A 206-nucleotide genomic window follows, 5' to 3' on the forward strand; every position below is an offset into this window, starting at 1 on the left:
CTATCATCGGCGCTGTTTCGTTTCACTACTGAGTTCGGCATGGAGTCAGGTGGGTCCAAAACGCTATTGTCACCAAGAAAATTCTTTTCAATTTTCTTATTTTTATTTAGTTTAAAGTCCTTCGACTAAATTTGAAGCCTGGTAATGTCCTACTTTCACATAGCAAATGCTACACTATCATCGGCGCTGTTTCGTTTCACTACTGA

At 39.3% G+C, this 206-nt stretch carries 1 rRNA gene; it reads right to left on the reverse strand.

What is annotated here, in order from left to right:
• A 5S ribosomal RNA gene (rrf, locus tag KZZ04_RS21075) occupies window positions 1–77 on the reverse strand; the annotation flags it as partial.
• Between the last annotated feature and the right edge of the window lie 129 nt (window positions 78–206).

Origin of the sequence: Pseudoalteromonas sp. CR1 (assembly GCF_019392235.1) — a bacterium.
In the GTDB taxonomy this organism is placed as follows: Bacteria; Pseudomonadota; Gammaproteobacteria; order Enterobacterales; family Alteromonadaceae; genus Pseudoalteromonas.